The organism is Agromyces sp. G08B096 (assembly GCF_040267705.1).
Taxonomy (GTDB): Bacteria; Actinomycetota; Actinomycetes; order Actinomycetales; family Microbacteriaceae; genus Agromyces.
The window spans coordinates 983,396-1,008,577 of sequence record NZ_CP158374.1; the positions used below are offsets into that span (position 1 = coordinate 983,396).

24 protein-coding genes and 1 tRNA gene are annotated in these 25,182 nt (G+C 72.7%); 14 read left to right on the plus strand and 11 right to left on the minus strand.

Annotated features, from left to right (window positions below; genetic code table 11):
- The first annotated feature begins 194 nt into the window (after positions 1-194).
- The 3 genes from ABIQ69_RS04845 to ABIQ69_RS04855 all read left to right on the plus strand — a co-directional run bounded on the left by ABIQ69_RS04845 (position 195) and on the right by ABIQ69_RS04855 (position 3,425).
- Entirely contained in the window at positions 195-1,445 is a 1,251-nt protein-coding gene (locus ABIQ69_RS04845) for an extracellular solute-binding protein (RefSeq protein WP_350349252.1), read from the plus strand.
- Positions 1,446-1,538: 93 nt separating this feature from the next.
- Positions 1,539-2,513, plus strand: coding sequence for a sugar ABC transporter permease (locus ABIQ69_RS04850; protein WP_350349253.1), 975 nt, complete (start codon positions 1,539-1,541; stop codon positions 2,511-2,513).
- A gap of 3 nt (positions 2,514-2,516) precedes the next feature.
- A complete protein-coding gene (locus ABIQ69_RS04855) occupies positions 2,517-3,425 on the plus strand; it encodes a carbohydrate ABC transporter permease (protein ID WP_350349254.1) in 909 nt (302 codons plus the stop codon).
- Between the two features lie 14 nt (positions 3,426-3,439).
- Here the strand turns inward: ABIQ69_RS04855 and ABIQ69_RS04860 are convergent, their stop codons facing one another.
- Complete coding sequence (locus tag ABIQ69_RS04860; RefSeq protein WP_350349255.1) at positions 3,440-3,832, minus strand: VOC family protein; 393 nt, start codon at positions 3,830-3,832, stop codon at positions 3,440-3,442.
- Between the two features lie 91 nt (positions 3,833-3,923).
- Entirely contained in the window at positions 3,924-5,618 is a 1,695-nt protein-coding gene (locus ABIQ69_RS04865) for a family 20 glycosylhydrolase (RefSeq protein ID WP_350349256.1), read from the minus strand.
- Between the two features lie 306 nt (positions 5,619-5,924).
- Between ABIQ69_RS04865 and glyA the strand changes: the two genes are divergently transcribed.
- Together glyA and ABIQ69_RS04875 are read left to right on the plus strand one after the other, a co-directional pair.
- Positions 5,925-7,199: a serine hydroxymethyltransferase gene (gene glyA, locus ABIQ69_RS04870; RefSeq protein ID WP_350349257.1), complete on the plus strand. Its 1,275-nt coding sequence runs from the start codon at positions 5,925-5,927 to the stop codon at positions 7,197-7,199.
- A gap of 78 nt (positions 7,200-7,277) precedes the next feature.
- A complete protein-coding gene (locus ABIQ69_RS04875; RefSeq protein WP_350349258.1) occupies positions 7,278-8,159 on the plus strand; it encodes a bifunctional methylenetetrahydrofolate dehydrogenase/methenyltetrahydrofolate cyclohydrolase in 882 nt (293 codons plus the stop codon).
- A gap of 67 nt (positions 8,160-8,226) precedes the next feature.
- Here the strand turns inward: ABIQ69_RS04875 and ABIQ69_RS04880 are convergent, their stop codons facing one another.
- Positions 8,227-8,802 carry a TetR/AcrR family transcriptional regulator gene (locus ABIQ69_RS04880; protein ID WP_350349259.1) on the minus strand — a complete coding sequence of 192 codons (576 nt, stop codon included), beginning with the start codon at positions 8,800-8,802 and terminating at the stop codon, positions 8,227-8,229.
- Between the two features lie 62 nt (positions 8,803-8,864).
- Between ABIQ69_RS04880 and ABIQ69_RS04885 the strand changes: the two genes are divergently transcribed.
- The 4 genes from ABIQ69_RS04885 (at position 8,865) to ABIQ69_RS04900 (ending at position 13,049) form a co-directional block, all read left to right on the plus strand.
- Positions 8,865-9,440 carry a DUF4188 domain-containing protein gene (locus ABIQ69_RS04885; protein WP_350349260.1) on the plus strand — a complete coding sequence of 192 codons (576 nt, stop codon included), beginning with the start codon at positions 8,865-8,867 and terminating at the stop codon, positions 9,438-9,440.
- An 87-nt stretch (positions 9,441-9,527) separates the two neighbouring features.
- Positions 9,528-10,859: an acylneuraminate cytidylyltransferase gene (locus ABIQ69_RS04890; protein ID WP_350349261.1), complete on the plus strand. Its 1,332-nt coding sequence runs from the start codon at positions 9,528-9,530 to the stop codon at positions 10,857-10,859.
- Between the two features lies 1 nt (position 10,860).
- The gene (locus ABIQ69_RS04895) at positions 10,861-11,742 is read left to right on the plus strand and encodes an N-acetylneuraminate synthase family protein (RefSeq protein WP_350349262.1); all 882 of its coding nucleotides are present in this window, start codon (positions 10,861-10,863) and stop codon (positions 11,740-11,742) included.
- Positions 11,739-13,049 carry a DUF6716 putative glycosyltransferase gene (locus tag ABIQ69_RS04900; protein ID WP_350349263.1) on the plus strand — a complete coding sequence of 437 codons (1,311 nt, stop codon included), beginning with the start codon at positions 11,739-11,741 and terminating at the stop codon, positions 13,047-13,049. The genes ABIQ69_RS04895 and ABIQ69_RS04900 overlap by 4 nt, the downstream gene beginning before the upstream one ends.
- Here ABIQ69_RS04900 and ABIQ69_RS04905 read toward each other — a convergent pair.
- Both ABIQ69_RS04905 and ABIQ69_RS04910 read right to left on the minus strand, forming a co-directional pair.
- Positions 13,028-13,576 (minus strand): gamma carbonic anhydrase family protein, encoded by a 549-nt coding sequence (locus ABIQ69_RS04905; RefSeq protein WP_350349264.1) that lies wholly within the window; start codon positions 13,574-13,576, stop codon positions 13,028-13,030. The two genes, ABIQ69_RS04900 and ABIQ69_RS04905, sit on opposite strands and share 22 nt — an antisense overlap.
- Positions 13,573-14,877: an APC family permease gene (locus tag ABIQ69_RS04910; protein ID WP_350349265.1), complete on the minus strand. Its 1,305-nt coding sequence runs from the start codon at positions 14,875-14,877 to the stop codon at positions 13,573-13,575. Before ABIQ69_RS04910 ends, ABIQ69_RS04905 begins: the two co-directional genes overlap by 4 nt.
- Positions 14,878-14,910: 33 nt before the next feature.
- Here ABIQ69_RS04910 and ABIQ69_RS04915 point away from each other — a divergent pair, with 33 nt between their 5' ends.
- Positions 14,911-15,420, plus strand: coding sequence for a YbaK/EbsC family protein (locus tag ABIQ69_RS04915; protein ID WP_350349266.1), 510 nt, complete (start codon positions 14,911-14,913; stop codon positions 15,418-15,420).
- A 48-nt stretch (positions 15,421-15,468) separates the two neighbouring features.
- Here the strand turns inward: ABIQ69_RS04915 and galK are convergent, their stop codons facing one another.
- Entirely contained in the window at positions 15,469-16,626 is a 1,158-nt protein-coding gene (galK, locus tag ABIQ69_RS04920) for a galactokinase (protein WP_350349267.1), read from the minus strand.
- Positions 16,623-17,750, minus strand: a complete 1,128-nt coding sequence (galT, locus tag ABIQ69_RS04925) for a galactose-1-phosphate uridylyltransferase (RefSeq protein WP_350349268.1) — start codon at positions 17,748-17,750, stop codon at positions 16,623-16,625. The genes galK and galT overlap by 4 nt, the downstream gene beginning before the upstream one ends.
- An 83-nt stretch (positions 17,751-17,833) precedes the next feature.
- Here galT and ABIQ69_RS04930 point away from each other — a divergent pair, with 83 nt between their 5' ends.
- Together ABIQ69_RS04930 and ABIQ69_RS04935 are read left to right on the plus strand one after the other, a co-directional pair.
- Positions 17,834-18,685 (plus strand): DeoR/GlpR family DNA-binding transcription regulator, encoded by an 852-nt coding sequence (locus ABIQ69_RS04930; protein ID WP_350349269.1) that lies wholly within the window; start codon positions 17,834-17,836, stop codon positions 18,683-18,685.
- 10 nt (positions 18,686-18,695) lie between these two features.
- A complete protein-coding gene (locus tag ABIQ69_RS04935; RefSeq protein WP_350349270.1) occupies positions 18,696-19,634 on the plus strand; it encodes an aldose 1-epimerase family protein in 939 nt (312 codons plus the stop codon).
- A gap of 12 nt (positions 19,635-19,646) precedes the next feature.
- On the opposite strand, the gene ABIQ69_RS04940 is transcribed toward ABIQ69_RS04935, so the two are convergent.
- Positions 19,647-20,825 (minus strand): MarP family serine protease, encoded by a 1,179-nt coding sequence (locus tag ABIQ69_RS04940; RefSeq protein ID WP_350349271.1) that lies wholly within the window; start codon positions 20,823-20,825, stop codon positions 19,647-19,649.
- 129 nt (positions 20,826-20,954) lie between these two features.
- Between ABIQ69_RS04940 and ABIQ69_RS04945 the strand changes: the two genes are divergently transcribed.
- Positions 20,955-21,995, plus strand: a complete 1,041-nt coding sequence (locus ABIQ69_RS04945; RefSeq protein ID WP_350349272.1) for an LLM class F420-dependent oxidoreductase — start codon at positions 20,955-20,957, stop codon at positions 21,993-21,995.
- Between the two features lie 404 nt (positions 21,996-22,399).
- Here ABIQ69_RS04945 and ABIQ69_RS04950 read toward each other — a convergent pair.
- Positions 22,400-22,471 (minus strand) — tRNA-Lys (locus ABIQ69_RS04950).
- A 4-nt stretch (positions 22,472-22,475) separates the two neighbouring features.
- On the opposite strand from ABIQ69_RS04950, the gene ABIQ69_RS04955 reads away from it, so the two are divergent.
- Positions 22,476-22,937: a hypothetical protein gene (locus ABIQ69_RS04955; RefSeq protein WP_350349273.1), complete on the plus strand. Its 462-nt coding sequence runs from the start codon at positions 22,476-22,478 to the stop codon at positions 22,935-22,937.
- 59 nt (positions 22,938-22,996) lie between these two features.
- Here the strand turns inward: ABIQ69_RS04955 and ABIQ69_RS04960 are convergent, their stop codons facing one another.
- Entirely contained in the window at positions 22,997-24,100 is a 1,104-nt protein-coding gene (locus ABIQ69_RS04960) for a ScyD/ScyE family protein (RefSeq protein WP_350349274.1), read from the minus strand.
- A 223-nt stretch (positions 24,101-24,323) separates the two neighbouring features.
- Positions 24,324-25,163: a helix-turn-helix transcriptional regulator gene (locus tag ABIQ69_RS04965; RefSeq protein WP_350349275.1), complete on the minus strand. Its 840-nt coding sequence runs from the start codon at positions 25,161-25,163 to the stop codon at positions 24,324-24,326.
- Between the last annotated feature and the right edge of the window lie 19 nt (positions 25,164-25,182).

The following is a 25,182-nucleotide window of genomic DNA, read 5'->3' on the forward strand; positions in this document are numbered from 1 at the left end:
ATAACGAATGCCGCGCGACAGTTGACGCGCCCGCACCGGCGGCATAGATTCCCTACCCGAGTGAATGATCATGATCATTTCTCCCTTGAAACGTTCAGGAAACGTCATCGCAACGCGCTGACATCCGGAACATCGCACCGACGCGACCGCTCCACCCGCTTCGGTGCACCACCCACCAGAGTGAGGAATCAGCAATGAAGAAGAGCATGCGGTTCGGTGCCGCGATCGCGCTCGCCGCGACGGCGTCGCTGACGCTCGCGTCCTGCGGGTTCGGCGGCGGCTCGTCCGACGGCGGCGACGCCGACGGCAAGACCACCCTCGACCTGCTCGTGCCGAGCTACTCCGACAACACCCAGGCGCTGTGGGAGGACGTGATCTCCGGCTTCGAGGAGGCCAACCCCGACGTCGACGTCAAGCTCCAGGTCGAGTCGTGGGACAACCTCGAGACCGTCATCGCGACGCAGATCCAGGGCGGCGAGGCTCCCGACATCTACAACGGCGGCCCCTTCGCCGGGTTCGTCGCCGACGACCTGCTCTACCCGGCCGAAGAGGTCGTGTCCGCTGACGTCTACTCCGACTTCCAGGAGTCCTTCCTCGCCAACGCCGAGGTCGACGGCACCGCGTACGCGCTGCCGCTCATCGCCTCGGCCCGTGCGCTCTTCGTCAACAACACCCTGCTGCAGCAGGCGGGCGTGACCGCGCCGCCCACCACGTGGGACGAGCTGCTCGACGCCGCGACGAAGGTCTCCGCGCTCGGCGGGGGCGTCGCCGGCTACGGCATGCCCCTCGGCTCGGAGGAGGCGCAGGCCGAGGCGGCCGTGTGGCTCTGGGGCGGCGGCGGCACCTTCGGCGACGCCGAGGCCATCACGATCGACGACCCGTCGAACCTGCCGGGCGCCGAGCAGATCAAGAAGATGATCGACGCCGGGGCCACCCAGGCCGACCCGGGTTCGACCGACCGGTCGCCGCTCATGGACATCTTCGTCCAGGGCAAGATCGGCATGCAGGTAGGCCTGCCGCCGACCGTCGGCCAGATCGAGGAGAACAACCCCGAGCTGGACTACTCGATCGTCCCGATCCCCACGCAGGACGGCTCCGCCTTCACGCTCGGCGTCATGGACCAGCTCATGGCCTTCAAGAACGACGATGACAAGAAGGAGGCCATCACCGCCTTCCTCGACTACTACTACTCGGCCGACGTGTATGTGCCGTGGGTACAGGCCGAGGGCTTCCTGCCGGTCACGAAGTCGGGCGCCGAGCAGCTCTCGGGCGAGGAGGCGCTGAAGCCGTTCCTCGACGTGCTGCCCGACGCGCAGTTCTACCCGAGCACGAACCCGCAGTGGTCCGCGGCCGACTCGGCGTTCAAGGCGCTGTTCGGCCAGCTGCAGACCAAGCCCGCACAGGACGTGCTGACCGAGATCCAGGCGCAGGTCGACGCGGGCTGATCCCGCCCGACCGGGGTGCGTCGCCGCGTGCGGCGGCGCACCCCCGCCCCTGCATCGCCACGCACCATCGGAGGGATCGGTGACCGACCGCTCATGAGCACCACCACAGACACCGCGGCCGCCGTGGCCCAGCCGGGTCGGACGCGCGCCGGCCGCGGTACGCCGCCCGGGACTGCCGGCCGGCGCCCCGGGCCGCGCGACCTCGTTCGCGCCCTGCCCTGGATCGGCCCCGCCATCCTCCTCATCGTCGGCGTGGTCTTCTTCCCCGCCGGCGTCATGTTCTTCAACTCCACGCGCGACATCTCGATCTCGGGGCTCGACCAGGGCGGGGTGGGCATCGACAACTACGTCGAGGTCTTCACGTTCCCCTACTTCTGGCCCATCCTGCTGCGCACCATCGTCTGGGTCGTCGTGGTCGTCGGCGTCACGGTCGTGCTCTCGCTCGTGCTCGCCCAGATCCTCGACAAGGCGTTCCCCGGTCGCCGCATCGTGCGGCTCGCGGTGATCATCCCGTGGGCCGCCTCGGTCGTCATGACCACGATGGTCGTGTACTACGGCCTCGAGCCGTACTTCGGCATCATCAACACCTTCCTCGTCGACGTCGGCCTGATCGCGACGCCCGAGGGCTACGGCTGGACCCGCAACCCGGCGACCGCGTTCGCCTGGTCGATCGTGGTGGCCGTGTTCGTGTCGCTGCCGTTCACGACCTACACGATCCTCGCGGGGCTCGCGACGGTGCCGGGCGAAGTGCTCGAGGCCGCCAAGATGGACGGCGCAGGGCCCGCCCGTACCTACTTCTCCGTCGTGCTGCCGCAGCTGCGCGGGGCGCTCAGCGTCGCGGTGCTGATCAACATCATCAACGTGTTCAACTCGCTGCCGATCCTGAAGGTGATGACCGGCTCGATCCCCGGCTACGACGCCGACACGATCATGACGATGATCTTCAAGTACATCCAGAACCAGCACAAGGTCGACGTCGCGAGCGCGCTCTCCGTCGTCGCCTTCCTGATCGTCATCGTGATCGTCGCGGTGTACGTGAAGGTCGTCAAGCCCATGCAGGAGGTCTGACCCGTGGCCGTCACCGCCCCCGCATTCGAGACCATCGCCGCGCCCGCGGCATCCCGGCGACGTCGCCGCTACACCGCCGACCAGGTGAGCCTGCCGCGCCTGCTGCTGCGGATGCTCGCCGGCCTCGTCGTGCTCGCGATCTTCGTGCTCCCGTACACGATCATGTTCTTCGGCTCGGTGAAGACGAAGGCGCAGATCCGGTCGGTCGACCCGACGTACTTCCCGACCGAGTGGCACTGGGAGAACTACGTCACGATGTGGTCGACGCCCGAGACGCCGCTCGTGCAGAACCTCGTGTCGACGATCGTGATCTCGGTGTTCGCGACCCTGCTCGTGCTCGCGGTGGCCCTGCCGGCCGCGTACTACACCGCGAGGTTCCGGTTCCCCGGTCGGTTCGTGTTCCTCTTCCTCGTGATCATCACGCAGATGCTGCAGCCGGCGGTGCTCACTTCGGGCCTGTTCCGGCAGTTCGCCGCGCTCGACCTCCTCGACACCTGGGCGGCGATGATCTTCATCAACGCGGCGTTCAACCTCTCGTTCGCCGTGTGGATCATGCACTCGTTCTTCGCCGGCATCCCGAAGGAGGTCGACGAGGCGGCGCAGATCGACGGCGCGGGGCGGCTGACCGTGCTGTTCCGCATCAATCTGCCCCTCGTCTGGCCCGGCATCGTCACCGCGATCGTGTTCACCTTCGTGGCGTGCTGGAACGAGTTCGCCGCCTCGCTCGTGATCCTCTCGACGGCCGGCAACCAGCCGCTCTCGGTGGCGCTGACGAAGTTCGTCGGTCAGTACGAGACGAGCTGGCAGTACGTGTTCGGGGTCTCGGTGGTGGCGATCATCCCGGTCGTGGTGCTCTTCATGCTCATCGAGAAGCGCCTCGTCGGCGGCCTCACCGCGGGCAGCGTGAAGTAACGGCGGCCCGTCGCTCAGGCGGCGCCCTCGTCGGTCGTCCAGAGCCCGAGGACGTTGCCCTCCGGGTCGGCGAAGTACGCGAACCAGCCCATGCCGGGCACCGCGGCCCGCGGCGCGACGACCGTGCCGCCGGCCTCCACGACCCGCTCGAGCGCCCGGTCGACGTCCTCCACGTCGACCGTCAGCACAGGGTTCGTGAGCTGCCCCTCGCGCCGGAAGATGGCGCCGTTGATGGCGCCGGGCTCGAGCGGCTGGCCGGTCTCCTCATCGGCGGGCGTGGTGCGCACCGCGGTGTAGTCGTCCATGCCGGGGATCGGCTCGACGACCCAGTCGAAGGCCGAGCGGTAGAACTGCTTCGCCCGGTCCTGGTCGTCGGCCGGGATCTCGAAGTGCACGATGCCTGGCATGTCAGTTCCCTCTCGCGGCGCCCCCGCGCCGCTCCCGGCCGCAGGATAGCCCGAGCGATCCCATGCCGACAGTGGCGGCGGGACATCCGCCTCAGTCTGCCCAGGGCACCCCGCGCACCGGGTAGTAGACGGTGCCCGAGGCATCCCACCGTGTCGCGAGCGAGGCGACGCGCGCGAAGAAGTTCTCGTGGTCGCGCTCGCCGGCGGGCGACCAGCCGATCTCGGCGATCGCGGTGATCCGCGGGAAGGCCATGAACTCGACCTCGTCGATGGTGCGCATGGTCTCGGTCCAGATGGGCGCCTCGACGCCGAGGATGTCGGCCTCGCCGAGTCCGGGCACGATGTCGGCCGGCTCCCACGCGTACGCCTCGTCGAGGGTCGTCGGACCCTTCGCCCAGTCCTGTCCGAGCGTTCGGCCGAGGGCGGTCTGCGGGTCGTCGACGTACTTCATGTCGAGGTAGGCGGCGTCGGCGGGGGAGAGGATGACCTGTCCGCCCTGCTCGACGAACGACATCGTGAGGGGCACCGCCTCGTCCTCGGCCTCGACGAAGCTCCAGTACTGGCCGATCGTGCCGCGCGGCAGCTCGCGCGAGGCGCCCATCTCGTGCCAGCCGATCACGGTCTTGCCGGTGGACGCTCCGGCGGCGGTGATGCGGGCGAGCAGGTCGCGATAGTCCTCGGGCGTCGTCGCGAGCGACTCGTCGCCGCCCAGGTGCAGCCAGGGGCCGGGGGTGAGCTCGGCGACCTCGCGGGTGACGTCGGCGAGGAAGCGGTCGGTCGCCTCCGCGCGCTCGGGCGAGGCGCACAGCGAGGAGAAGCCGACCTCGATGCCCTGGTACGGGGCCGGGGCGACGCCGTCGCAGTTCAGCTCGGGGTAGGCGCTGAGCGCGGCGTTCGTGTGGCCGGGCAGGTCGATCTCCGGCACCACGGTGATGAAGCGCGCGGCGGCGTGCTCCACGATGCGCCGGTAGTCGTCCTTCGTGTAGAAGCCGCCGCGCTCGCCGCCGACGGACGTCTCGCCGCCGACCTCGGTGAGCGCCGGCCACGCATCGATCTGCAGTCGCCAGCCCTGGTCGTCGGTGAGGTGCAGGTGCAGCACGTTGAGCTTCAGCAGGGCGATCGCGTCGAGATAGCGCAGCACCTCCTCGACGGGCAGGAAGTGGCGGGCGACGTCGAGCATGGCGCCCCGGTACGTGAAACGCGGGCGGTCGTCGACGGATGCCGCGGGCGCGGCGAACCCGTCGGCGGGAGCGGCGCCCGCCGAGCCGGAGAGTTCGGCGGGAAGGAGCTGGAGGAGCGACCGCGTGCCGCGGAAGAGGCCCGCGGGGGCGGCTGCGTCGATGCGGGCGCCCGAACCGCCGAGTTCGAGGGTGTAGGCCTCGGCGTCGGGGCCGCCGAAGGCGGCGCCGGCGTCGAGCCCGGCGGCCGCGGCGTCTGCCCCCTCGGCGGTGGTCTCGCGCACCGCGAGCACGAGGTCGGCGGCTTCGCCCGCGCCGCCCTCGACGACGGGCAGCTCATAGCCCGAGCCGGCCCGGAGGGTCTCGGCGAGGAGCGCCGCGACATCGGCGGCGCCCGGCCCGTCGGCGATGATCCGGCTGTCGGGGGTGAGCCGGAACGGCTCGTCGGCCTCGCGCAGCTCGAAGGCGGTGGGGGCGGGGATGATGCCGGGCACGGCGTCTCCGTTCTGGTCTGGGCCGGTGCAGCCGGCGAGGGCGGAGGCCGCGACGAGGAGGCCGGTCGCGGCCGCCATGAGTCGGGCACGGGTCGTGCGGGTGCGTCGTCGCATGCGCGTCCTGTCGGTTGGACGGCAGGGCCGCCTGATGGAAGGAATCCTTACCAAAGGGCATCCTGCCACGATCGGGCCGCGGGCGACAGGGCGCCGCGCGATCCGGCGACGAACATGACGGTGAGGCCTCGGCGGCGAGGCATCCGTTGCTATGCTCGACACGTCGCGACTGGCGTTGAGATGGGCACCATCGGGGAGCGACTGGCACGGACCGACCGCACGCCTGGGCCGGTACGCGAGCTTCGGCGCTACGTCGCTCGAGGCAGCAACCTCATTGGTCCGTCCCATTCCCTGAAGGAGCCAGTCTTGGCCGAATCCGTCTTCAACCAGCCGCTCGCAGAGGTCGACCCCGAGATCGCCGAGGTGCTCGAGCTCGAGCTCGGTCGCCAGCGCGACTACCTCGAGATGATCGCGAGCGAGAACTTCGTGCCCGTCTCGGTGCTGCAGTCGCAGGGCAGCGTCCTCACCAACAAGTACGCGGAGGGCTACCCCGGCCGCCGCTACTACGGCGGCTGCGAGTACGTCGACATCGCCGAGTCGCTCGCGATCGAGCGGGCGAAGAGCCTGTTCGGCGCCGAGTACGCCAACGTCCAGCCCCACTCGGGCGCCACGGCCAACGCCGCCGTGCTCTCCGCGATCGCCACGCCGGGCGACACCATCCTCGGCCTCGAGCTCGCCCACGGCGGCCACCTCACGCACGGCATGCGCCTGAACTTCTCGGGCAAGCTCTACAACGCCGTCGCCTACGGCGTCGACCCCGAGACGTTCCTCGTCGACATGGACCGCGTGCGCGATGCCGCCCTCGAGCACAAGCCGCAGGTCATCATCGCCGGCTGGTCGGCCTACCCCCGCCACCTCGACTTCGCCGCGTTCCGTGCGATCGCCGACGAGGTCGGCGCGAAGCTCTGGGTCGACATGGCGCACTTCGCGGGCCTCGTGGCAGCGGGCCTGCACCCGTCGCCCGTGCCGCACGCCGACGTCGTCTCCTCGACCGTGCACAAGACCATCGGCGGCCCCCGCTCGGGCTTCATCCTGTCGCGCGACACCGAGCTCGCGAAGAAGCTCAACTCCAACGTCTTCCCCGGCCAGCAGGGCGGCCCGCTGATGCACGTCATCGCCGCGAAGGCGACGGCGTTCAAGATCGCCGCGACCGAGGAGTTCAAGGACCGCCAGGAGCGCACCCTCCGCGGCGCGCGGATCCTCGCCGAGCGCCTCACCGCCGACGACTCCCGCGCCGCCGGCGTCGACGTGCTCACGGGCGGCACCGACGTGCACCTCGTGCTCGCCGACCTCCGCAACTCCGAGCTCGACGGCCAGCAGGCCGAAGACCTGCTGCACGAGGCGCTCATCACGGTGAACCGCAACGCCGTGCCGTTCGACCCGCGCCCGCCGATGGTCACCTCTGGCCTGCGCATCGGCACGCCCGCGCTCGCCACCCGCGGCTTCGGCGATGCCGAGTTCACCGAGGTCGCCGACATCATCGCCGAGACGCTGAAGGGCGGGGCGGATGTCGCCGCGCTCCGCGCGCGTGTCGAGGCCCTCACGGCCGCGTTCCCGCTGTACCCGGGCCTGCAGCAGTAGGCGCGTCCGCCGCGCGGCGGGGTCCGCCCGCCGCGCGGCGCAGCACCTGCTCACCGATCCACTCATTTGGAGAAGCACATGACGGCCATCACGCTGGACGGCGTCGCGACCGCGACGGCCGTGAAGTCGGAGCTCGCCGGCCGGATCGCGCACCTGCGTTCGCGCGGGGTCGTGCCGGGACTCGGCACGCTGCTCGTCGGTGACGACCCGGGCTCGAAGTCGTACGTCGCGGGCAAGCACCGCGACTGCGCCGAGGTCGGCATCGAGTCGATCCGGGTCGACCTGCCCGCGTCGGCGACGACGGCCGACGTGCGCGCCGCGATCCGCGATCTCAACCAGGCTCCCGAGGTGACGGGGTACATCGTGCAGCTGCCGCTGCCCGCCGGTCACGACGAGAACGCGATGCTCGAGCTGATCGACCCCGACAAGGACGCCGACGGCCTGCACCCGACGAACCTCGGCCGGCTCGTGCTCGGCATCGAGGGCGAGCTGCACTCGCCGCTGCCGTGCACGCCGGCGGGCATCGTCGAGATGCTGCAGCGCTACGACGTGCCGATCCGCGGGTGCCACGTGACGGTCATCGGCCGCGGCCTCACGGTGGGCCGGCCCCTGGGACTGCTCTTCACGCGGAAGGGGCTGGATGCCACGGTGACGCTCACGCACTCGCGCACGGAAGACCTGGCGGCCGAGGTGCGCCGGGCCGACATCGTGGTCGCCGCGGTCGGCGTCCCGCACCTCGTGAAGCCCGAGTGGATCAAGCCGGGCGCCGCGGTGCTCGACGTCGGCATCACGCGCGTGCAGGACGAGGAGACCGGCAAGGGCCGGCTCACCGGCGACGTCGACCCCGCCGTGGCCGAGGTCGCCGGCCACCTCTCGCCGAACCCCGGCGGCGTGGGCCCGATGACCCGGGCGATGCTCCTCGCGAACGTCGTGAAGGCGGCCGAGTTCCGGCTCTCCTGAGCCGGCTGGCGAAACGAACGGATGCCCCGTGGCCTCGGCCGCGGGGCATCCGTCGTCGATGCGGGCCCTACGCCGGCGCGCGCCCGGCGGCTCCCCAGCTGTGTTCGATCGTGTCGAGCACCGCGTCGTAGACCGCGGGCCAGTCGGCGTCGTGCGGGGCGACGCGCGCGAGCTCGAGACTGACGGCACCGTGGACCTGCGCCCAGACGGCGACGGCGGCGCGGTCGACGTCGTCGGTGCCGGCGGCGGCGATCGCGGCGCGCAGCGGGCGCAGGGAGGCGAAGGCGGAGGCGGGGTCGGGTTCGCAGCCGGCGAAGTCCTCGAGGCCGCCGCCGAACATGAGCCGGTAGAGCGCGGGATGCGCGAGCGCCCACTCGCGGTAGGCGAGCCCGAGGGCGCGGAGTCCACCGGGGGCGGCCTGCTCCTGCGAGGCGCCGAACGAGGCGAAGCCGTGCTCGATGACGGCCGCGAGGAGTTCCCCCTTGCCGCCGTAGAGCGTGTAGATCGCGGAGGTCGAGGTGCCCGCCGCCTTGGCGATGTCCCGGAGGGCGGCGCGCGCCGCGCCGTCGCGGTCGACCACCTCGGCCGTCACCTCGAGCAGGCGTTCGCGGAGCGCGTCGTCGTAGAGCGGAGGCCTTGCCATGGGCACGATCCTACCGTAACGTCGTTTCATAACATCGTTACAGAGCGAATGGAGCCTCCGAGATGCAGCGAGAAGTCTTCCCCGGCCGGTACACCGCGGCGCCCGAGGGCGAGCGCGTCACCGTGTTCCTCATCGGCATGCGCGCCAACAGCTGGTGGCGCATCGGCCGCGTCCAGCGCGTCGCGAAGCAGATGCCGCGGATGCTCCGTCACCTGGTCGAGCACCCGGAGGCAGGCCTCCTCGGCTTCGAGAGCTGGGTCGGCCGCACGACGATCCTCCTGTCGTACTGGCGCAGTCCAGAAGACCTGCAGCGCTTCGCGGCCGATCGCGACGCGCCCCACCTCGAGCCCTGGCGCGAGTTCATGCGCACCGCGCTCGGCACCGGGCACGTCGGCGTGTGGCACGAGACGTACGACGTCCCCGTCGCCGACGCCGAGGCGGTCTACGCCGACATGCCCGCGTTCGGGCTCGCGAAGGCCACGGCGCACGTGCCGGTCGGTCCGGGAATGAACACGGCGCGGCAGCGGCTCGGGCGGCAGCGCCCAGCGGCAGCGGCCGCGGAGCCGGCCCCCGCAGGAACGGCTGCCACGGAAACGGTCGGCGCGGAACCGTCGGCTGCGCACGCGCCCGTCGGGTAGCGGCCGACCCCGCCCGGCCACCCGCGACCACCTCGTCGTTCACCGGCGGGCCACCGTCGCGCCACGTCGCAGACGTAGCGTGCCCGCATGGCTCGTCCGAACCCAGCCGCGCGCGACGCCGCGGTCGCGATCATCCCCGCCCGTGGCGGGTCGAAGGGGTTGCCCGGCAAGAACGTGATGCGCGTGGGCGGGGTGCCGCTGGTGGCGCGCGCCGTCGCCGCGGCACGGGCGGCCGAGACCGTCGGCCTCGTGGTCGTGACGACCGACGACGACGACATCGCCCGGGTGGCGCGGGCCGGCGGCGCCCACGTCGTGACGCGGCCGGCCGAGCTCGCGGGCGACACCGCGTCGAGCGAGTCGGCGCTCCTGCACGCGCTCGACGCCGTGCGGGCCGACCGACCCGAGCACGCCGGGGCGCCGGTCGTCCTCTTCATCCAGGCGACGTCACCGTTCATCGATGCGGCCGATCTCGACGCCGCGGTCGACCAGGTGGCCACCGGGGCCGCCGACAGCGTGTTCTCGGCGGTGCAGAGTCACGTCCTCCTCTGGCGCGAGGTCGCGGGCAGCGCGCACGCCGGCTTCGGCGCCGGCGCGATCGGCGTGAACCACGACGCCTCGGTCCGGCCGCGGCGGCAGGAGCGGCCCGCCGAGTTCCGCGAGACGGGGGCGTTCTACGCCATGCGGGCCGCCGGCTTCCGCGACGCCGGGCACCGGTTCTTCGGCCGCATCGGCGTCCGGCTCGTGCCCGACCTGCACGCCGTCGAGATCGACACCGCCGCCGACCTCGTCGTCGCGCAGGCGCTCGCGAACCTCATCGACGGCGCAGCCCACGGCATCGATGCCGACGCGGTGGTCACCGACTTCGACGGCGTGCACACCGACGACACCGCCATCGTCGGCGAGGCGGGCGTCGAATTCGTGCGCGTGAGCCGCAGCGACGGCCACGGTGTCGCCCGGCTCCGCGCGGCCGGCGTGCCGGTGCTGATCCTCTCCGCCGAGACCCACCCGGTCGTCTCCGCACGGGCGGCGAAGCTCGGCGTCGAGGTGCGCCAGGGCGTGGCCGACAAAGGCGCCGCGCTCCGGGACTGGGCCGAAGGGCGGGGCATCCCGCTCGATCGCCTCGCGTACCTCGGCAACGACCGCGGCGATCTGCCCGCGCTCGAGCTGGTGGGATGGCCCATCGCGGTCGCCGACGCCATCCCCGAGGTCAAGCGCGTCGCCCGCGTCGTGCTCGAGCGCGCGGGCGGGCACGGCGCGGTGCGCGAGCTCGCCGACGCCGTGCTCGCCGCACGCCACGTGGGGCGCCGCCCCGGCGACGGTTCGACGTCGGCCGCCGAACCGCCCACCGCCGAAGCGCCCGCGCCCGCCGGCACGCCATCCACCGCCACGAGCACCGCCACCGCCCTCGAAGGAGCCTGACATGTCCGTCCGTATCGGCCGCCACGAGGTCGGCATCGACCGTCCCGTCTACGTCATCGCCGAGATCGGCCTGAACCACAACGGCGACCTCGAACTCGCCAAGCGCCTCATCGACGTCGCGGCCGCCGCCGGCTGCCAGGCGGTGAAGTTCCAGAAGCGCACGCCAGAGCTCGCGACCCCCGAGCACATGAAGGAAGTCCCGCGCGAGACGCCCTGGGGCACGATGAGCTACCTCGACTACCGGCGCCGCGTCGAGTTCGGCCGCGACGAGTACCTCGAGATCGCACGGCACGCCGACCTCGCGGGGCTCGACTGGTTCGCCTCGCCGTGGGACGAGCCGTCGGTGGCCTTCCTCGAGGAGGCCGGTGCCGCAGCCCACAAGGTCGCTTCCGCGTCGGTGACCGACCTGCCGCTGCTCCGCGCCATCGCGGAGACCGGCAAGCCGGTGATCCTCTCCACGGGCATGTCGACGCTCGCCGAGATCGACGAGGCCGTCGACACCCTCGGCGGCCCCGACACCGGGCGGCTCGTCATGCTGCACGCCACCTCGAGCTACCCCATGCCGCACGAGGAGGCGAACCTGCGCACGATCGAGACGCTGCGCGGCCGCTACCCCGGCGTGCCGATCGGGTACTCGGGCCACGAACGCGGACTGCAGATCTCGCTCGCGGCGGTCGCGCTCGGCGCCGTCGCCGTGGAGCGGCACATCACGCTCGACCGCACCATGTGGGGCAGCGACCACTCCGCCTCCCTCGAGCCGCAGGGCCTGGAGCACCTCGTGCGCGACATCCGCATCATCGAGACCGCGATGGGCGACGGCGTGAAGCGCGTGTTCCCGGGGGAGCTCGCGCCGAAGGCGAAGCTGCGCCGGGTGCTGGTGTGACGGCGGGTCCTGCTTCCTCGGATGCCGCGCCACGGCGTCTGCTCGTCGTCAGCGACTCCGATTCGTACACCAAGTGGGGCGCGGCGCTCGCGTCGCGGCTGCCCGCGGGCTGGGAGGCGGATCTCGCGATCCTCGCCTCGAACGTGCGGCCGAGCGCTCGGCAGCTGGCTGCGGCCCTCGCCGGCACGAAATGGACGCCGGACGCTGTGCGCGACGTGCACCTCGACGACCTCTCGGACCTCGTCACCAGGGTGCGGCCTGACGCGGTCCTTCTCGCCATGCGGGGCCCCCTCGTGCGCGTCGCGGCGCCGCACCTGCACGCGCTCGCCGACCGGCCGGTGATCGTCTCGGGCTTCCCCGGCCTCACGATCCCCGCCGTGCCGAAGGCGATCATCTACCGCGAGCAGACCGACCTCGTCGTGCTGCACAGCCGCCGCGAGGTGCGCGACTTCACCGCGCTCGCCGAGGACCTGCCGGCCGCACCCCGGTTCGGGCTCGCGAGCCTGCCGTTCCTCGCGGCGGCCGCGGAGCTCGACCGGCGACCGGACGCCGCCGATGTCGTGTTCGCGGTGCAGGCGAAGGTGCCCGCGTCACGGGAGGAGCGCGTCGAGCTCATCGGGATGCTCGCCGGCGCCGCGCGGCTCCGCCCGCAGGGGCGTGTCGTGGTGAAGGTGCGCGCCCGTTCCGGCGAGGCGCAGACCCACGCCGAGGCGTACGACCTCGCCGAGCTCATCGCCGACCCGTCGGTCACGCGTGAGCTCGGGTTCACGCTGCCGCCGAACCTCGTCGTCGAGGACGGACCCATGGCCGCACACCTGGCGCGGGCCGCGGCGCTCGTGACGGTGAGCTCGACGGCCGTGCTCGAAGCGATCGCCGCCGGGGTACCGGCGCTCCTCCTCGAGGACTTCGGGGTCGGGGCGAGACAGCTGAACCTCGTCTTCGAGGGCAGCGGGCTCTTCGGAGACCGGGCCGACCTCGCCGCGGGGCGCTGGCGGACACCCGAACCGGCCTGGCTCGCCGACAACTACTTCCACGAGCCGGCGGCCGACGACTGGGTCGCCCGGCTGGACGAGCTCGTGGCCGGCCGCGCGGCGGCGCCGCTGCCCGCGCTGCCGCGCCGTCACAACCTGACGGGCGGCGCGCTGCGCCGCGCGTTCGAGCGGCGCAACATGCTCGGCGAACACGACCGGTCGCTGCTCGGCGCGCTCTCCCTCGTCGTCGCCCTGCCGTCCCGCGGCGCGGTGCGGGCGGTCCGCCGCCTGCGGCGCCGCCTGGCCGGGGAGGGTCAGCTGCCGGCGACCGGGTGAGTCGCGGCGTGCTCGTCGACGTGGCGGAGGTAGGCGGTCGCGTTCCGGCGGATGCCGTCGCGCTCGGCCTCGGTGAGCTCGCGACGGACCTTGGCCGGCACGCCGGCGACGAGTGAGCCCGGCGGCACGACGGTGCCTTCGAGGACGACCGCGCCCGCGGCGACGAGCGAGCCCTCGCCGATGACCGCGCCGTTCAGCACGGTGGCGCCCATGCCGATGAGGGAGTCGGCGCCGATCGTGCAGCCGTGCAGCACGGCGCCGTGCCCGACGGAGACGCCGGCGCCGACTGTGAGCGGGTACCCCGCGTCGACGTGGCAGACGACCGTGTCCTGCAGGTTCGCGTTCGCCTCCACGACGATCGGCTCGGCCTCGGCCCTGAGGACGGCGTTGTACCAGACGCTCGACCCGGCGCGGAGGCTCACCTGGCCGACGATGATCGCGCCCGCGGCGACGAACGCGGTCTCGTCGACGGAGGGAGCGGGGATGCCGGCGAGCGGGATGATGCGGGCGGTGGGGTCGGCGCTCATGCCGCCAGCCTACGGCGGCGCGCGAGGACGAGGAGCCGGATGCCCGCGCCGACGGCGAAGACCGCGACCCCGCCGACGACCGACGGCCAGGGAAGGGTAACGACGAGGACGAGGCATCCGATCGCGCCCGCGATGGAGAGCCAGCGGGGGATGCGTCGCTCGGCGGCCGGCTGGGTCGCGGCCGAGAGGTTCGCGACGAGGTAGTAGACGAGCACGCCGAAGCTCGAGAACCCGATCGCGCCGCGGAGGTCGACGACGAGCACGAGCACGATGATCGCCGCGGCGACCGCGACCTCGGCGACCCAGGGCACGCGCGCACGCCGGGAGACCGAGGAGAGCGCCGCGGGAAGCTCGCGGTCGCGCGCCATCGCGAGCGAGGTCCGCCCGATGCCCGCGACCAGTGCGAGCAGCGCGCCGAGGGCGGCCAGGGCGGCGCCCGCCTGCACGACGGGGATCGCCCACCCCCAGCCGGCGAGAAGGACGACATCGTCGAGCGGAGCGTCCGCCGCGGCGAGGGACGCGACGCCGAGGGCGCCGAGCAGGACGACGCCGATGACGGCGTAGAGCGTCACGACCGCGGCGAGCGAGAGCGAGATGGCCTTCGGGATGGTCCTGGCCGGGTCGACGACCTCCTCGCCGAGCGTCGCGACGCGCGCGTAGCCCGCGAACGCGAAGAACAGCAGACCCGCGGACTGCAGGACGCCGTAGGGCGTCACCGGCGGAAGCGCCGCCGCCGCGTCGGCGGAGTCGAACGCCGAGCCCTGGCGCGCGACGTCGACGGCGCCGGCCGCGATCACGATCGCGAGCACCGCGAGCACGACGGCCACGATGACGGTGGCCGCCCGCGCGGTCCGCGTGATCCCCAGGAGGTTGATGCCCGCGATGACCACGACCGCGGCGATCGCGACCGGGCGCTCCCACTCCGCGGGCACCAGGTAATCGGCCGCCGTCATCGCCATCGCCGCGCAGCTCGCGGTCTTGCCGACGACGAACCCCCAGCCGGCGAGGAAACCCGGCCACTCGCCGAGCCGGACGCGACCGTACCGGTACGCGCCGCCCGACTCCGGGTACCTCGCCGCCAGCTGGCCGGTCGAGCCGGCGTTCGCGAAGGCCACGAACGCGGCCAGTGCGAGGCCGAGCAGCAGCCACTCCCCGGCGACCGCCGCGGCCGGGCCGAAGGCCGCGAAGACGCCGGCGCCGATCATCGAGGCCAGGCCGATGGCGACGGCACCTCGCAGGGTCAGACGCCTCGCGAGGGCCGGTGCGCCGTGCGGGGTATCCGATGGGGTCGTCGAGCTCACCCACGCAGGGTAGCGGGTCGATACGATCGGCAGATGACCACGCCGTCCCACCCCGCCGTCGACCGTGTCACCGATGCCCTCCGCGCCGCCGGCGTCGAGCCCCGCATCACCTGGTTCGACGACGCCGTGACGACCGCGCAGCTCGCCGCCGACGCCCTCGGCATCGAGGTGGGCCAGATCGCCAACTCGCTCGTCTTCACGCTCGACGACGAGCCGATCCTCGTGCTCACGTCGGGTCGGCACCGCGTCGACACCGAGTGGCTCGGCGCCGAGCTCGGCGGCGTGATCGGGCGCGCGTCGAAGGAGACCGTGAAGGCCGCGACCGGTCAGGTCATCGGCGGCGTGGCTCCCGTGGGGCACCCTGCACCGGTGCGCACGTTCGTGGATGTCGCGCTCGCCGACTATCCCGAGGTGTGGGCTGCGGCCGGGCACGCGAAGACCGTCTTCCCGACGACGTTCGACGAGCTCGTCCGCATCACGGGCGGGACGCCCCGCGCCGTCGAGCCCGCCGAGGCCGGCGCCCGGGAGACCGGCGCCGCCTGAGGGCGGCTGCGGGGCCCGGGGGTCCCGCAGTGGTCCCGACGGGCCGGCTCAGACGTCCCGCCGCGCGCCCTGCGACGGCGAGACGGTGAACACGGTCGGCGCGCGGAACCCGCGCTCGGCGAACGCCGTGAGCACCGCCTCGCTCACGGCCGGCACGAGCGGCTTCGCGACGAGCGCGATCGCCGAGCCGCCGAAGCCGCCGCCCGTCATGCGGGCGCCGACGGCGCCGTGCCGCTGCGACGTCTCGACCGCGAGGTCGAGCTCGGGCACCGAGATCTCGAAGTCGTCGCGCATCGACACGTGCGAGGCATCCAGCAGGGTGCCGATCGCCGACGGCCCGCGCTCGCGCAGCGTTCGCACGGTGTCGAGCACGCGCTGGTTCTCGGTGACGACATGCCGGACCCGACGGAACGTCTCGTCGTCGAGGAGCTCGGCCGCCCGCGGAAGGTCGTCCACGTGCACGTCGCGGAGCGACTCGACGCCGAGGACGCGGGCGCCCTGCTCGCACGACGCGCGGCGGGCGGCGTAGCCACCCGTCGCGTGCGCGTGCTCGACGTGCGTGTCGACCACCAGCACCTCGAGGTCCTCCTCCGCGAAGCGGAGCGGGATGACCTCGGCGTCGAGGCTGCGGCAGTCGAGGAACACGCCCGCGTCGGTCTCCGCGAGGAGCGACGCCGACTGGTCGAGGATGCCCGTCGGAGCGCCCACGACCCGGTTCTCCGCGAGCCGGCCCACCTTCGCGAGCGTCGGCCGGTCGAAGCCGAGGCCCCAGTGCTCGTTCAGGGCGAGCGCGACCGCGCACTCGAGCGCGGCCGACGACGACAGGCCGGCGCCGACCGGCACGTCGGAGGTGAGGTGGAGGTCGACGCCGCGGACCTGCGACAGGTCGGCGCCGAACTCGCGGAGCGCCCACACCACGCCGAGCGGGTACGCCGCCCAGCCGCTCACAGCGTCGGGGGAGAGCTCGTCGAGGTGCAGCGACACCGCCTCGGGCGCGAACGCCGACGCCACGCGGATGACCCGGTCGTCGCGGTCGCCGAGCGCGACCTGGGTGCGCCGGTCGAGGCCGAACGGGAAGACGAAGCCGTCGTTGTAGTCGGTGTGCTCGCCGATCAGGTTGACCCGTCCGGGTGCGCTCCACACCCCGGCGGCCCGCCGGCCGTACCACTGTGCGAACGCGTCGAGCGCGAGCGCGGCGTCGGTCATACGTGAACCCCTTCGATCGCGGTGCGGAGCGCCTCGGCCTGCGCCTCGGGCGTGACGTCGCCGATCCAGGCGCCCATGGCCGCCTCGGAGCCGGCGAGGAACTTCAGCTTGTCGGCGGCGCGGCGCGGGCTGGTGAGCTGCAGCGTGAGGCGCACGTCGTCGCGGCGCTCATGCACGGGCGCCTGGTGCCATGCCGCGATGTACGGCGTGGGCGTGTCGTAGAGCGCGTCGACGCCGCGGAGGAGGCGGAGGTAGACCCTGGCGAGCTCGTCGCGCTCGGCGAGGGTCGTCTCGGCGAAGTCGGGCACGTGCCGGTGCGGCACGATGTGGACCTCGATGGGCCAGCGCGCGGCGAACGGCACGTACGCGCTCCAGTGCTCGCCCCGCAGGAGCACCCGAGGTCCGGCGAGTTCGCGCTCGACGATGTCGGCCATGAGCGTCGGGCCGTAGGCGTCGATCGCGTCGAGCAGACGCTGGGTGCGCGGCGTGATGTACGGGTAGGAGTAGATCTGGCCGTGCGGGTGGCCGAGCGTGACGCCGATCGCCTCGCCCCGGTTCTCGAACGGGAAGACCTGCTGTACGCCGGGGAGGGCGGAGAGCTCCGCGGTGCGCTGGGCCCACGCCTCGATCACGGTGCGCGCGCGGGAGACGCGCTGCGTGCCGAACGAGCCCTCGTGCTCGGGGGAGAAGCAGACGACCTCGCAGCGGCCGATCGACGGCAGGCTCCGCTCGAGGCCGATGCCGCGGGTCGCCTCGAGGGCGGCGGCCGGCGACCAGTCGTCGTCGGCGAGCCCGGGCCCGAAGGAGGGGGACTTGTTCTCGAACACGGCGACGTCGTAGCGGCTCGGGATCTCGGACGGGTTGCCCGGCGTCTGCGGGGCGAGCGGGTCGAGGTTCGCGGGCGGCAGGAAGACGCGGTTCTGCCGGTTCGCGGCGATGGAGATCCAGTCGCCGGTGAGCGGGTCCTGGCGCATGCTCGCGGTCGCGGGCCTCGGGTCGAGCTCGCGGGCGTCGATCGCCCGCTCGGCTCCGAGCGTGGTGTCGGCGTCGTCGAAGTAGAGCAGTTCGCGGCCGTCGGCGAGGCGCGAGCGGCGCACCGCGATGCGAGGGTCCAGGTCGGTCACGCGCCACACGATACGCGCCTTTCGTTTGGCAAACAACTCGGTTTCGTATTGCAAAGCGGATGCCTCCGCGGGACAATCGGCTCATGTCCGAGCCCCTCGACGCCACCGGCCGGCGGGAACTCGCGCTCGCCCTCGTCGCCGAACGCGGGTTCGTGCGCGTCGCCGACCTCGCCGCCGCCTTCGGCGTGACCCCGGTGACGGCTCGGGCCGACCTCGACGCACTCGAGCGCGGCGGTGCCATCCGCCGCGTCCACGGCGGAGCCGTCCCCGCCGGCGAGGCCCGGCCGGCCCGACCCGAACGCGAGCCGACCTTCGAGGAAGCGCTCGAGACCTCGGTGCGACCCCGCCGGGCGATCGGAGAAGCGGCGGCCGCGCACGTCCGCAGCGGTCAGAGCCTCATCCTCGACGTCGGAACCACCACGCTGCAGGTCGCCCGAGCCCTCCGCGCGCGCACCGACCTCGAAGACGTCACGGTCTTCACCAACGGGCTCTCGATCGCGCTCGAGCTCGAGCCCGAGATCCCCCGCTTCACCGTCATCGTCACGGGCGGCACGCTCCGGCCCAAACAGCATTCGCTGGTGCATCCCCTCGCCGGCTCCATGCTCGACGAGGTGCACGTCGACCTCGCCGTGATCGGATGCAACGGCGTCGACGCCGTCCACGGGGTGACGAACGCCAACCTCCCCGAGGCGCAGGTGAAGACGCTGATGCTGCGCGCCGCCGCCCGCGCGATCGTCGTCGCCGACGCCGCGAAGCTCGGCGAGGTCCACCTCGGCCGCATCGCCCCGGTCGACGCGTTCGGGCTGCTGATCACGGATGCCTCCGCCCCCGACGTGCTCGTCGACGAGCTCGAGGAGCGCGGCCTGCGCGTGGAGCTCGCGGGCACCGCGTCGGCACCCGCGGCCCGTGACGGCGCGGGTCATCCGACGCCATAGAGTGGTGGGCATGACGCTGCCCACTGGCGAACAGTACGTGCTCGAGACCTCGACCGCGAGCGGCGAGGTCCGGGCGACGATCACGGCGGTCGCGGCCGCCCTGCGGACCCTCAGCATCGACGGCATCGACCTGGTTCCCGCGTACGGCGAAGACCAGACGCCGCCCTCGGGAGCCGGCATCGTCCTCGTGCCGTGGCCCAACCGCATCCGCGACGGCCGCTGGTCGCACGACGGGGTCGACCACCAGCTGGCGATCACCGAGCCGAAGCTGAACAACGCCATCCACGGGCTCCTGCGCTACACCGAGTACCGCGAGGTCGAGCGCGAGCGCGACTCCGTCACCCTGGCGGCGACGGTCTACCCCCAGGCCGGCTACCCCTACCTCCTCGGCACCGCCGTCAAGTACGAGCTCGTCGCCGACGGCCTGAAGGTCACCCACTACCTCGAGAATCAGGGCGGCGAGGCCGCGCCGGTCGCGGTCGGCACCCACCCGTTCCTGAAGATCGGCGACGTCCCGACCGACGACCTCGTGCTGCGTCTCGACGCGGCCAGCCACATCGAGGTCGACGACCGCCTGCTGCCCACGGGCGAGGTGCCGGTCGCCGGCACGGAGTGGGACTTCCGCGAGGGCCGCCGCGTGGGCGACGTGCGCCTCGACGACGCCTTCGGCGAGCTCTCGAGCGACGAGGACGGCATCATCGAGCACACGCTCACCGCGCCCGACGGCCGCGAGGTGTCGATCTGGGCGGAGGAGGAGTTCGGCTACGTCCAGGTCTTCACGACGCGCGAGTTCCCCGGAGAAGACGGCGACACCGCGATCGCCGTGGAGCCGATGACCGCGCCCGCCGAAGCGTTCAACTCCGGGCGCGGCCTGCGCTGGCTCGACCCGGGCGAGGAGTGGCGCCTGAGCTGGGGCATCCGCTTCCGCGGCTTCACGCCCGCGGACTAGCGCCTGCGCGGCTCAGCGCACGCACGACCCCGAATCGACCGGGGCGTCGAGTGCGGGCGCGCCGGCCGCGATCGGCGCGAGCGTCGAGACCGGCACGGCGTAGCCGACGTTCGCGACGTCCTCGCTCTTGGCGAAGACGACCCCGCCGACCTCGCCGTCGAAGGTGAGCACCGGTCCGCCCGAGTTGCCGTGATCGACCTGCGCGGCGAGGGTCGTGACCTCCCGCGTCGAGCGCTCGCCGCCCTCCACGATCGTGAGCGGCGCGGTGGTCAGCACCTGCGCGGGGCGCAGCTGGTACGGCCCTCCGAACGGATACCCCGCGATCGCCGCCTGGGCGCCGTCGAGGCGTTCGTTCGCAAGTGCCAGGGGCGCCACGTCGAGCCCGTCCACCGCGATGACGGCGAGGTCGACCTCGGGATGGAACGCCACGACTCGACCCGGCAGCGCCCCGACGCCGGGAGCCTCGACGATGGGCTCGTCCACTCCTGCGACGACGTGCGCGTTCGTCACGACCCGGTCGGGTGCCGCCACGAACCCCGAGCCCGAGAGGCTGCGGCCGCACTCGAACGCGGTGCCCGTGATCCGCACCACCGATGCGCCCGCCGCCGCGAGCTCGGGGTCGTCGACCGAGCCCGACGGCGCCTCCGGCGCGACGGTCGGGCCGCCGAGCACCTCGCCGAGCCAGGGCAGCGCCCCGCCGATCGCCGCGGTGCGGAGCTCGGCCATGAGCGTCTTCGCGGGGGCGGGCGTCACCTGATCGATGCCGCGCACCACCCAGGATCCGGCCACGGCCGGCGAGAGCACCGGCACGCCGAGCGCCGTCACACCCGACGCGACGAGGGCGACGACGAAGGCGGTGACGAGGGTGTTGCCGATGGCGCCGAGCACCCGGTCGAGGACGCCGAGCTTCACGGCCTTCGCCCCGGAGCGCAGCAGCCGACCGAGGGTCGCGCCGAGCCAGACCCCCACCGCGAGCAGCACGATCGCGGCGCCGATCGCCGCTGGGACGCGCCACTCCGGCGCGGGCACGAGCGACGCCGCCCACGGCATCACGAAGTACGCCGCGATGCCGCCGGCCACAAGGCCCGCGAGGCCGGCCGCCGTGCGGAGCAGGCCGGCACGGAAGCCGTTCACGAGCGCGCCGAGGAGCACGAGGACGAGGACGACGTCGAGGAGCAGACTCCAGGTCATCCCACCACCCTCCCGCATCAGCCTGGGATCCGGCCCAGCGGGCCGGGGCCGGGCCCGGCTGGGGGGTCGGGTAGGGTCGGTATGCCCGCCGGCGGTCCGGCGCGGCTGGCACACGATGAGGAGTGACGGATGCGCGTCGGGATGTTCCTGAACTACGCGGGCGGATTCCGCGAGGCGGCCGACGAGGTCGCCGAGCTCGAGGCATCCGGCGTCGACCTCATCGCGGTGCCCGAGGCGTACTCCTTCGACGCCGTCAGCCAGCTCGGCTTCCTCGCGGCGCGGACCGAGCGGATGACCCTCATGTCCGGCATCCTCCAGCTCTACACCCGGACGCCCACGCTCACGGCCATGACGGCCGCCGGGCTCGACTACGTCTCCGGCGGGCGGTTCGAGCTCGGCATCGGGGCATCCGGGCCGCAGGTCATCGAGGGCTTCCACGGCGTCGGCTACGACGCCCCGCTCGGCCGCACGAAGGAGCTCGTCGAGATCTGCCGTCAGGTCTGGCGCCGCGAGCCCGTCGTGCACGACGGCCGGTACTACCGCATCCCGCTGCCCGAGGGTGAGGGCACCGGGCTCGGCAAGCCCCTGAAGCTGATCAACCACCCCGTCCGCGACCGCATCCCGATCACCGTCGCCGCCCTCGGCCCGAAGTCCGTCGAGCAGACGGCTGAGATCGCCGACGGCTGGCTGCCGATGTTCTTCCACCCCGAACGCGCCGGCGACGTCTGGGGCGAGGCGCTCGCCGCCGGGCGGGCCCGCCGCTCGCCCGACCTCGGGCCGCTCGACGTGTTCGCGAGCCCCGCGCTCGCGATCACCGACCGGCCGGAGCGCGCGCTCGCGGCCGTCAAGCCGAACCTCGCCCTCTACGTCGGCGGCATGGGCGCGCGCGGCAAGAACTTCTACAACGACCTCGTCGCGAGCTACGGCTTCGCCGACGAGGCGCGCGTCATCCAGGATCTCTACCTCGAGGGGCGGAAGGCCGAGGCCGTCGCGGCCGTGCCCGACGAGCTGGTGCGGGCCGTGTCGCTGATCGGCTCCGCGGGCGAGGTCGCCGAGCGGGTGGCCGCGTTCCGAGAGGCCGGCGTCACGACGTTGACGGTCACGCCGCTCGCCGAGTCGTCCGCCGACCGCATCGCGCTGATGCGCGCGTTCCGGGGGCTCGTGGGCTGAGCCCACCACCCACCGCCCACCGCCGACCGCTCACCGCCCGGCGATCCGGGGCGCCGTGTCCGGTCACGGCGCGCGCGGATCGACGGCTCGCGACTGATTGCGTCACGGGTCTGGTGTCCGGAGTGCCGCCCGGTCTAGCGTGAAGGCACGCACGACGCCGTGCGGAAGGGGACACCTGGGGAGGAGCCGCCGTGACGGGAGCGACCGGGTCGGAACGCGAGCGACGGGGTTCCGTCGCCGGCCGCGTTCCCTGCGCTCCCGTCGGGCGGTGCCCCGGGGTACGATCGGGCGCGTAGTGGCCGAGGACGGGCGCCCGGGTCGGTGGCAGGATGCAGACTCGGAGCTATGGATGAGAGTTCGCCCGTACCGCGCTCCGTGAGCCGGCAGGCTGAAGGTCGTTTCCGTGCCCCCGGGGAATTCCGACATCCCGACCCGCTGATTAAAAGTCAGCTGCTCTGCCTCTGAGCTACGGGGGCGTGCGTGTCGACGAAGTGGTGCTCCGCCTGCCAGCAGTCTAGGCCACAGGCGGATTTCAACGCTCGAAGGGCTTCCGCGGACGGCCTGCAGAACATCTGCCGGGACTGCAATCGCGTGAAGGCGCGCGCCTATTATCGGGCGCATCGCGAGCACCACGTCCGAGTGATCATGGCGCGGAAGGCGAAGATTCGAGAGGCCACCATCAGTCGGATCGCCGAGTACCTGTTGGAGCATCCGTGCAGGGATTGCGGCGAGGCGGATCTGCGCGTCCTCGATTTCGATCACCGGGAAGGTGTCCGGAAGACCGCGGAGGTGATGCGGCTGGTTCAAGACGGATACGCCTGGCCACGCGTCTCCGCCGAGATCGCGAAGTGCGACGTCAGGTGCCGCAACTGCCATGCGAAGGTGACGTACGACCGTCTCGGCGCGAACTGGCGCTCGGCGCTCATGTCGCGCCTCGATTGAAGCCCGGCCGCGACAAGTCGTCCTGCCGCGACCGGACTCCACGCCCCTCGGCCTGCCGCTCAGCGCCCCCGGCTGTGCGCGGCGCCCTTCAGCGGCACCACCGTGAGCTCGCCGTCCGCGAAGACGTTCGTCGTCACGTAGAGCGACTCGGCGCGGATGGAGACGGCGCCGGGGCTCGGCAGATCGATGACGGGCGCGGCGACGCCGCTGCCGGCGCGCACCACCGAGACGCGTCCCGTGCCGTCCCCGCCGAAGAGCTCGGCGACGTACACGTCTCCGTTCGGGGCGATGGCGAGGTTCGTGGCGCCCGCGAGGCCGGTCGCGAGCGTGGTGACCGCTCCCGAGCCGAGGTCCACGGCGACGAGCGAGCCGCGGGCGCCGAGCGACGGATCCTCCGGGCCGCCCGGGAGGAGGGTGACGAGGAGGCGCCCGTCGGGGGCGACCTCCACATCCGTCGGCACGGCCTCAGGGACGAACTGCTCGCCCGCGACGCACGCCGGGTAGCCGAACGCCCCGGCTAGCTCGGCGGTCGCGGTGATCGGCTCGCTGGGCGGCAGCACCGCGGCGACGGAGACCACGCCGTCCGTGACCGCCCAGACGGCGTTCGCACCGGCGTCGGCGACGTAGACGGTGTCGCCCGCGATCGCGCTGCCGTACGGGTGCACGTCGAGAAGGCCGGGGTACGCGGCGGGCGGGTGCTCGGCCGTGAAGTCGTCGAGGCAGTCGGCCGGCAGATCGGGGAATCCATAGGTCTGCCCGCCGTCGGGGTTGAGCTCGGCCTCGGCGGCGGCGAGGTCGCCGAGCCAGGTCGTCGTCCCGTCCGAGAGCTCGTACAGGTCGGACTGCGTGTGGTCCGGCGAGGTCTGCGCGTAGACGACCGCGCCTCCGGCGGCGGCGGGCGCGCTGAGCTCGTCGGCCGGTGCGAAGGCCAGCTCGGTGACGGCGCCCCGCTTGTCGACGAGGCTGAGCGTGCCCGGTCCGAAGTGCTGGGTGACCACGGCGCGTCCGCTGCCGTCGACGGCGAGGCCGAGTGGTCCGGCGAGTCCCGTGGCACGCACCTCGGGCGTGCCGATCGAGGGCGCGGCCGCCGCGGGCGTCGCCGCGGCGATCAGGGCGATGGCCGCGGCAGCAGCCGCGGCGGTCGCGAGGGTGCGGTGGGTCATGGCTGACGATCTCCTCGGGTTCATGCGATCGAGGCCGGGGGAAGGGCGGAGCGCCCGGGCGGGTACCCGGACGGATGCCGCCGACCGCGGGTCAGGCTACGCCCGAATGTGTCAGGTGTCGAGGAAACCTCAGTCCCCAGTCCGGGGGTCGCACCATCCGGCAACCGTTCGGGCGACCGAGTGCTGCAGCAGGACCAAGGGATCCCCAGGGCCTCGCGGACGTTCACCCGTGACGGCGCGTGAGGAGGCGGAGTGCGTCTGCTGACGCGAGGTCGTTCGGAGTGTAGATCTCGAGGCGGTGGTCCGGGCTGTCCGGCTGCAGCCACACCTGGTAGGCGACGTTCACGGCACCGACGGTGGGGTGCTGGAGATGCATGTCGCCGGTGGTGCAGTCGGTGACCTCTCCGGCCGCCCACAGCCGGGCGAACTGATCGCTGCGCATGGTGAGCTCACCGATCAGACTTGCGAGTCGTGCGTCGTCCGGGAAGCGGCCCGCGGTGAGTCTCAGGTACGCGACGTGGATGCGCGCGAGTTCCTGCCAGTTGCTGTGCAGGTCCCGTGTGAGGGGGTCGAGGAAGAACATTCTCGGGACGGAGGGGCGATGGTCCACGTCACTCGCCGCGCCGAAGTCCACGTGTTCGGCGAGCAGCGCATGACCGGCTCGGTTCCAGGCGAGCACGTCCCCGCGCCGGCCGAGGACGATGGCCGGCGTCGTGTCGGCCAGCGAGGCGAGCAGCGCCAGCACACGGGGGTGCGGGTGCTCCACGGGCGGTTCGACGAGGCCGGCTCGATCGGCCTGGCGGGCGAGGTTGTGCAGATGGGTCGTTTCGACGTCGTCGAGCTCGAGCGCACGGGCCAGGGCGTTCAGGACCTGCGCTGACGCCGAACCTGCTTGGTCCTGCTCGAGCCGCGTGTAATAGCCGGCGCTGACCCCGGCGAGGTGGGCCAGTTCTTCTCGGCGCAGGCCTGGAACGCGTCGGCGGTCCCCGTAGGTGCGCAGCCCGATCGCGTCCGGGGTGACCTGGTCGCGGCGGCTCTTCAAGAATGCTCCGAGGCTGTCCACGTCCTCGAGCGTAGACAAG

Excerpts from the sequence above, each read along its gene's own strand:
- ABIQ69_RS04845 (WP_350349252.1), top strand. The coding sequence starts at position 195 with ATGAAGAAGAGCATGCGGTTCGGTGCCGCGATCGCGCTCGCCGCGACG.
- ABIQ69_RS04850 (WP_350349253.1), top strand. The coding sequence starts at position 1,539 with ATGAGCACCACCACAGACACCGCGGCCGCCGTGGCCCAGCCGGGTCGG.
- ABIQ69_RS04860 (WP_350349255.1), bottom strand. The coding sequence starts at position 3,832 with ATGCCAGGCATCGTGCACTTCGAGATCCCGGCCGACGACCAGGACCGG.
- ABIQ69_RS04865 (WP_350349256.1), bottom strand. The coding sequence starts at position 5,618 with ATGCGACGACGCACCCGCACGACCCGTGCCCGACTCATGGCGGCCGCG.
- ABIQ69_RS04875 (WP_350349258.1), top strand. The coding sequence starts at position 7,278 with ATGACGGCCATCACGCTGGACGGCGTCGCGACCGCGACGGCCGTGAAG.
- ABIQ69_RS04880 (WP_350349259.1), bottom strand. The coding sequence starts at position 8,802 with ATGGCAAGGCCTCCGCTCTACGACGACGCGCTCCGCGAACGCCTGCTC.
- ABIQ69_RS04885 (WP_350349260.1), top strand. The coding sequence starts at position 8,865 with ATGCAGCGAGAAGTCTTCCCCGGCCGGTACACCGCGGCGCCCGAGGGC.
- ABIQ69_RS04890 (WP_350349261.1), top strand. The coding sequence starts at position 9,528 with ATGGCTCGTCCGAACCCAGCCGCGCGCGACGCCGCGGTCGCGATCATC.
- ABIQ69_RS04895 (WP_350349262.1), top strand. The coding sequence starts at position 10,861 with ATGTCCGTCCGTATCGGCCGCCACGAGGTCGGCATCGACCGTCCCGTC.
- ABIQ69_RS04905 (WP_350349264.1), bottom strand. The coding sequence starts at position 13,576 with ATGAGCGCCGACCCCACCGCCCGCATCATCCCGCTCGCCGGCATCCCC.
- ABIQ69_RS04915 (WP_350349266.1), top strand. The coding sequence starts at position 14,911 with ATGACCACGCCGTCCCACCCCGCCGTCGACCGTGTCACCGATGCCCTC.
- galK (WP_350349267.1), bottom strand. The coding sequence starts at position 16,626 with ATGACCGACGCCGCGCTCGCGCTCGACGCGTTCGCACAGTGGTACGGC.
- ABIQ69_RS04930 (WP_350349269.1), top strand. The coding sequence starts at position 17,834 with ATGTCCGAGCCCCTCGACGCCACCGGCCGGCGGGAACTCGCGCTCGCC.
- ABIQ69_RS04935 (WP_350349270.1), top strand. The coding sequence starts at position 18,696 with ATGACGCTGCCCACTGGCGAACAGTACGTGCTCGAGACCTCGACCGCG.
- ABIQ69_RS04940 (WP_350349271.1), bottom strand. The coding sequence starts at position 20,825 with ATGACCTGGAGTCTGCTCCTCGACGTCGTCCTCGTCCTCGTGCTCCTC.
- ABIQ69_RS04945 (WP_350349272.1), top strand. The coding sequence starts at position 20,955 with ATGCGCGTCGGGATGTTCCTGAACTACGCGGGCGGATTCCGCGAGGCG.
- ABIQ69_RS04960 (WP_350349274.1), bottom strand. The coding sequence starts at position 24,100 with ATGACCCACCGCACCCTCGCGACCGCCGCGGCTGCTGCCGCGGCCATC.